Origin of the sequence: Bacteroides sp. OM05-12 (assembly GCF_003438995.1) — a bacterium.
GTDB lineage: Bacteria > Bacteroidota > Bacteroidia > Bacteroidales > Bacteroidaceae > Bacteroides.
The window spans coordinates 44,380-44,709 of the sequence record NZ_QSUN01000026.1; the positions used below are offsets into that span (position 1 = coordinate 44,380).

Consider the following 330-nt stretch of genomic DNA (forward strand, 5'->3'; position numbering starts at 1 on the left):
TGTCGTTTCCCTGAGCAGCGATCATTTCCTTATGGTTGATGGTACTAAGGTTGGTACTTCCCTCAAGGGTGCAACCGGAGCCACTGGTGCGAAAGGTGATAAAGGAGACCAGGGCATTCAAGGTATACAGGGGATTGCCGGAAAAAGCCCTGTTGTTTCCCTGAGTAGCGACTACTTCCTTACCGTGGACGGAACTAAGGTTGGTGCTTCTCTCAAGGGTGCTGCCGGAGCAAATGGAATTGATGGAAAAACACCTGTCGTTTCCTTGAGCAGCGATCATTTCCTTATGGTTGATGGTACTAAGGTTGGTACTTCCCTCAAAGGTGCAAC

General features: G+C 49.4%; 1 pseudogene. It reads left to right on the forward strand.

What is annotated here, in order from left to right:
* A pseudogene (locus DXB63_RS18440) lies at nt 1-330 on the forward strand (hypothetical protein); the annotation flags it as partial.